Source organism: Longimicrobium sp., assembly GCF_036387355.1.
Lineage (GTDB): Bacteria > Gemmatimonadota > Gemmatimonadetes > Longimicrobiales > Longimicrobiaceae > Longimicrobium.
On the sequence record NZ_DASVTX010000083.1, the window covers coordinates 1 to 5,828 of the forward strand.

The 5,828-nt window shown below is 70.9% G+C and carries 6 protein-coding genes; 5 read left to right on the top strand and 1 reads right to left on the bottom strand.

The genetic code is table 11. The annotated features are described in order from the left end of the window. Positions 1-87: 87 nt before the first annotated feature. Positions 88-264: a hypothetical protein gene (locus VF665_RS03960; protein WP_331052109.1), complete on the bottom strand. Its 177-nt coding sequence runs from the start codon at positions 262-264 to the stop codon at positions 88-90. A gap of 313 nt (positions 265-577) precedes the next feature. On the opposite strand from VF665_RS03960, the gene VF665_RS03965 reads away from it, so the two are divergent. The 5 genes from VF665_RS03965 to VF665_RS03985 all read left to right on the top strand — a co-directional run. Further along, on the top strand, positions 578-874 hold the full coding sequence (locus tag VF665_RS03965; RefSeq protein ID WP_331052110.1) for a hypothetical protein: 297 nt from the start codon (positions 578-580) through the stop codon (positions 872-874). A 65-nt stretch (positions 875-939) separates the two neighbouring features. Further along, complete coding sequence (gene pabB / locus VF665_RS03970) at positions 940-2,736, top strand: aminodeoxychorismate synthase component I (RefSeq protein ID WP_331052111.1); 1,797 nt, start codon at positions 940-942, stop codon at positions 2,734-2,736. Positions 2,737-2,792: 56 nt separating this feature from the next. Then, positions 2,793-3,869: a hypothetical protein gene (locus tag VF665_RS03975; protein WP_331052112.1), complete on the top strand. Its 1,077-nt coding sequence runs from the start codon at positions 2,793-2,795 to the stop codon at positions 3,867-3,869. 91 nt (positions 3,870-3,960) lie between these two features. Next, on the top strand, positions 3,961-4,740 hold the full coding sequence (locus VF665_RS03980; RefSeq protein ID WP_331052113.1) for a glucose 1-dehydrogenase: 780 nt from the start codon (positions 3,961-3,963) through the stop codon (positions 4,738-4,740). 548 nt (positions 4,741-5,288) lie between these two features. Beyond that, positions 5,289-5,828 (top strand): enoyl-CoA hydratase-related protein (locus tag VF665_RS03985; protein WP_331052114.1); only part of this gene is annotated, 540 nt, incomplete at its 3' end.

The window sequence follows — 5,828 nt, forward strand, 5'->3', positions numbered from 1 at the left end:
CGCCCCCGCTCTGCTGGGCGGCTGCCCGCGCCGGAGGCCCGCGCCGGTGAGGGTGCGCGCGGGAGCCGCCCATCGATCACCGGCCCATCAACAGGCGCAGGGCGACGAAACGCAGAACGACTTGCCGCAGTTGGTGTCCGCGCAGGTGTTCGGGAAGGAAACGAACATCTCGTTCCCCCGCACCGTCCCCCGCTCCTCCGTCTCCGTCACCGCCTCGAAGGTCTCCACCTTCAGCGTGTCCAGGCTCAGCTTCATCTTGTCCATGGGATTTCTCTCGCGTTACGGCGTGGAAGGCGCGGATCTCCGGACTGGTAAGCATGCAGCGCGAGGAGTTCGCGCTTCAGGGCGTAAGTGAAACTGTGGACATGGGCACTTCACTGCGCGATTTACAATGTACGTCGTATTAAGTGAGCCGTCCAGAGTCTTGTTGTCTCCCACGGAGCGGCAGGGTTTCCGAGGCTACGTGGTGCGCCTCTGGCTTGTAGCAGTGCCTGCCCAAAGCCGTCGCGTGTTCCCGCTGGCCCGCGCCTTGCACCTGCGCGGGCGCAGCGCAAACTCATGCACGAGGCACACTTAGATGGCAGTACGCAGCTTCACGGCGCCGGACGGGACCGAGTGGAACGTGTGGGAGGTGATTCCTGAAGAGATGACGGACCCGCGCGGGAACGGGTCTCACCTTCCGCGGGAGATGGTCGACGGCTGGCTCTGTTTTGCGGGCGGCGGCGAAAAGCGCCGCCTGTATCCGCGTCCGCCCCACTGGGCCGAGCAGACGGATGACGGGCTGTGGGAGTGGTGCCAGACGGCGGTTCCCGTGATGCAGCGCCCGGAGCGCACCGCCGCCGAAGAAGCCGCCGCGCGCACCGCCGTCGTGTAGCGGACGTTGCGGAGCGCCCCGCCGCGCGCCGATCTTTCCCGCTTCTCCCGGACGGATGAGGCGGATTGGACGAACGGCGGGCGGCACCAGCGACCAGCACCAGCGCGGCGGCGGGCACGGAGCCCGTTTCCGTGCGGTTCGACGCGCCCGGAGGTCCGGGCGGCACGCGCTCCTTCCGCTTCCGCGGGCTGCGCGCCATCCTGCGGGCGGACACGCTGGACGGCGTCGTCCCCACCCTCGCCGCCGTGCAGCGCGCGGCGAACAACGGGCTGCACGTGGCGGGATACGTGGCGTACGAAGCGGCTCCCGCCCTTGATCCCGCCCTCGCCACCCGCCCGCCGGACCCGCGCCTCCCCCTCGCCTGGTTCGCCGCCTATGAGCACCGCGACGAGGTCGCGCCCGTTTTTGCCAACGGCGCGGCGGCGGAGCTGGGGCCGTGGCGCATGCGCATCGGCGAGGCGGAGTACCGCGCCCGCATTGAGCACATCCGCGCGCTGATCGCCGCGGGCGACACCTACCAGGTCAACTTCACCGCCCGCCTGGGCGCCCCCTTCCGCGGCGATGCCGACGCGCTGTACGCGCGCCTCTGCATGGCGCAGCGCTCCGCCTTTTGCGCGCACCTGCGGCTCGGCCCCGTCTCCATCCTGTCCGCCTCGCCGGAACTTTTTTTTCGCGCCAGCGATGGGCAACTGGAGCTGCGGCCCATGAAGGGTACCCGTCCGCGCGGGCGCTGGCCGGCCGAGGACGCCGCCCTCGCCGCCGAACTCGCGGAATCCGCCAAGGACCGCGCGGAAAACCTGATGATCGTGGACCTGCTTCGGAACGACGCGGGGCGGGTGAGCGAGTTCGGCAGCGTGCGCGTGGAGCGGATGTTCACGCCGGAGCGCTACGAAACCGTCCATCAGCTCACGTCCACCATCCGTTCCCGCCTGCGCGCGGACGTGGGGCTGGTGGACCTCTTCCGCGCGCTCTTTCCCTGCGGATCGGTGACGGGCGCGCCCAAGGTGCGCACGATGGAGATCATCGCCGGGGCGGAGGAGGAGCCGCGCGGCGTGTACTGCGGCGCCATCGGCTTCGTGTCCCCCGGCGAGGCGGTGTTCAGCGTCGGCATTCGCACGCTGCTGCTGCACCACGGCGCGGGGTCGGCGGAGCTGGGCGTGGGGAGCGGCATCACCTTCGATTCCGACCCCGGCGCGGAGTACCAGGAGTGCCTGGACAAGGCGCGGTTCACTCGCCGCGCGCCCGTGGATTTCGATCTGCTGGAAACGCTGCTCTGGGAGCCGGACGGCGGATGGCTGCTTCTGGATGGGCACTTGGCGCGCATGGCCGCCTCCGCCGCGTACTTCGGTTTCGCGTGGGACCGTGCGGCGGTGGGGGACGCGCTTCGCACCGCCGCGTCCGGCTTCGGCAATCAATCGATGCGCGTGCGACTGACCGTCGACCGGGCGGGCACGCCGTCCGTCGCCGCCGCGCCGCTGGATCCGTCGCCCGAGCCCGTGCGCGTCGCCCTCTCCGCCGACCCGGTGGACAGCCGCGATCCCCTGTTCTTTCACAAGACCACGCATCGCGCGGAGTACTGGCGCCGTGCCGCCGCTCGCCCGGACGTGGACGACGTGCTGCTCGTCAACGAGCGCGGCGAAGTCACGGAATCCGCCATCGCCAACGTCGTCGCACGGATCGACGGCGCGCTCTGGACGCCGCCGCTGGACTGCGGCCTGCTCCCCGGCGTGCTGCGCGGCCACCTGCTGCGCGCCGGCGAAATCCGCGAGCGCGTGCTGACCCCCGCCGACCTGCGCGGCGCGGACGAACTGTGGCTCATCAACTCCGTCCGCCGCTGGCGCCGCGCGGTGCTGGTGGAGTGAGGGGCGATTGGCGCGGGGCGTGCGGCGCGGGGCGGCACACCAACGGGAGGGGATTAATGACGGGACGGGCGACGCGCTGGACGATGGGGATGGCCGCGGCGGCGGGGGCGCTGGTGCCCCGGCCGGCGGCGGCGCACGTCAAGTGGTTCACCGAGTTCAGCTTTCGCGACGAGCCGCGCACGCTGGCCGAAGCCGTGGGCCCGCTGTTCATCGCGCTCGCCGTGCTGAGCATGGCGGTGATCGCCGCGCTCGTCTTTGTGGACCGCAGGCTGGAAACGCTCCCCGCCTACCGCCGTGTGAACGAGTGGCTGGAGGCGCGCCGCGGCGACTCCGTTCTGGTGATGCGCATCGGCATCGGGGCGGCGCTGCTGCTGTCGTGGCAGGCGGACGCGCTGCTGGCGCCGGAGCTCAAGGGCGGCGCGGGATGGATCGGGTGGATGCAGTTCGCCTGCTCGTTCCTGCTCCTGTTCCGCCGCACGGTGCCCGCGGCGGGCGCCGGCCTGATCGTCCTCTACCTGATCGGGCTGGCGCGGTACGGCGCCTTTCACATGCTGGACTACCTGCTGTACGCCGGGGCCGGGTGGTATCTGCTCACCAGCGGCGCCAAAGGGGAGCGCATCCGCGGCACCGGCATTCCCGCGCTGTACGCCACCGTCGGCTTCTCCCTCTGCTGGGTCGCGCTGGAGAAGGTGATCTATCCGCAGTGGGCGCTGCACGTGCTGGACGAGCATCCGCAGCTCGCGCTGGGGTTTGACCTGCGCTTCTTTCTGCTCGGCGCCGCGTTCGTGGAGTTCAGCCTGGGCTACCTGCTCATCATCAACCTGCTGCAGCGGCCGCTGGCGCTGGTCATTACCCTCGTCTTCTTTACCACCACGCTGGTGTTCGGCAAGGTGGAGGTGATCGGCCACACGCCCATCCACGCGGCGCTCGTGGTGTTTCTGCTGGAAGGGCCGGGCACGGCGTACCGCCCGCCCATCGCCTTCCATCGCCGGATGGGGCTGCGCACCGCCTTTGCCGCGGTGAACTTTGCGCTGCTGCTGGCGCTCCTCCTCGTCCCCTATTCCGCCATGGCCGGCTCGCTGCACCGCAACGCGCCGGACGAGCGGCGGCAGCCCTCCCCCGCGGACCGGTGAGCGCGGCTCAGTTTTGTGAGCATTTGCGCGGGTTTTCGCAGCGCTTAGATTGACCGGCGACCACCCGGGCACCCCGCCATCCGGAGCGCGCATGCGAAGCGTCCGCGAGCTGTTCGATCTGTCCGGCCGTGTGGCCCTGGTCACCGGCGGCGGCCGCGGGCTGGGCGAGCAGATCGCGCGCGGGCTGGCGCAGGCCGGTGCCGCGGTGGCGCTCGCGTCGCGCAAGCGGGAGGCGTGCGAGGGGGTGGCGCGCGAACTGGCGGACGAGCACGGCACGCGCACGCTGGCGCTGCGCATGGACGTGGCGAGCGAGGACGAGGTGCGCGCCGCCTTCGACGAGGTGCAGGCGCGTCTTGGGCCGGTGGACCTGCTGGTGAACAACAGCGGCACCAGCTGGGGCGCGCCCGCCGCGCAGATGACGCTGGACGCGTGGCGCAAGGTGATGGACGTGAACGCGACTGGCACCTTTCTGTGCTCGCGCGAGATGGCGTTGCGGCTCATCGCGCGGGAAGCGCCGGGCGCCATTCTGAACATCGCCTCCATCGCGGGGCTGCAGGGGAGCCCGCCGGAGGTGCTGGACGCAGCCGGCTACAGCGCCAGCAAGGGCGCGGTGATCGCCCTCACGCGGGACCTTGCGGTCAAGTGGGCGCGGCACGGCATCCGGGTGAATGCGCTGGCTCCGGGCTTCTTTCGCACGCAGATGACGGAAAAGGTGCTGGACCGCGGCGAAAAGGCGCTGGCCCGTATCGTTCCGCTGGGCCGCGTGGGCGCGGAGGATGAACTGCTGGGCGCGGCGCTGTTCCTGCTCTCCCCCGCCGCCGGCTACGTGACGGGCCAGGTGCTCGCGGTGGATGGAGGGATGTCCGCGTAGGACGGGGCGGCGGAGGGGCGGACGGCAACGCCATTTCCGTGCACCACGGATGAAGTGGCGCATGCTGACGCACCCCTCTCCCCCCAGCCCCCTCTCCCGCAACGGGCGAGGGGGAGCCGTTCGGCGCGCGGGCGGGCGACGGTGCGCGTCGCGTGGCCAGTGCGGGTGGGTGTGGGGCGAGGGCGCGGAGCCTATCGGACGCGTCGTCCGGCGGTTGAAACCGCGTCTCGAGATACACGAAGTCCGCCTGCGCGGACTGCATCCGCGGCATCGATGCCGGCCGCGCGGATGGGGACCGTAGCCGGGTTGGTTGAAGCCCCGAACGTGGACGCGACAGCGGCCTCGTGTCGGGGGTTACCGCTTCTTGAGCGGCGGATTCATCCGCTCAGGCGCGCCGGGGCCTGGGTTGAATCTTCTGGCTCGCACGATGCGCGGGCACTGGACCCTGGGAACTGGGCACTTGAACCTGGGCACTTGATTTCTCGGGCGCGTCCGTCTTTCCGCCCGCGCACAACCGCACTAACTCACGCCCTTACATGGAGCGCGCGATGGCAACGACGCTGGAAGAGCCCGCCACCCGGGCGGCGGTCCAGATGGAGATCGAGGACGGGTTGGCCGTCATCCGGATGAACGACCCCGCCCGCCCCGTGAACGTGATCTCCGCCGGGCTCATCGAGGAGATGAACGAGGTCATCGAGCGGCTGGACGCGGGCGAAGACGGCGTGCGCGCGGCCGTGCTCATTTCCGAAAAGCGCGGCACCTGGATCGCCGGCGCCGACATCGAGGAGTTCAAGAACTTCAACACGCCCGCGGATGCCGAGGCCGCCAGCCGCGCCGGCCAGCAGCTGCTGAACCGCCTGGAGCGCCTGCGCATCCCGGTCGTAGCCGCCATCGACGGCGCCGCGCTGGGCGGCGGGCTGGAGACGGCGCTCGCCTGCACCTACCGCATCGCCACCGACTCGCCCAAGACCAAGCTGGGCCTGCCCGAGGTGAACCTGGGCATCATTCCCGGCGCGGGCGGCACGCAGCGGCTCCCGCGCCTGGTGGGGCTGCGCACCGCGCTGGACCTCATGCTCACCGGCAAGCAG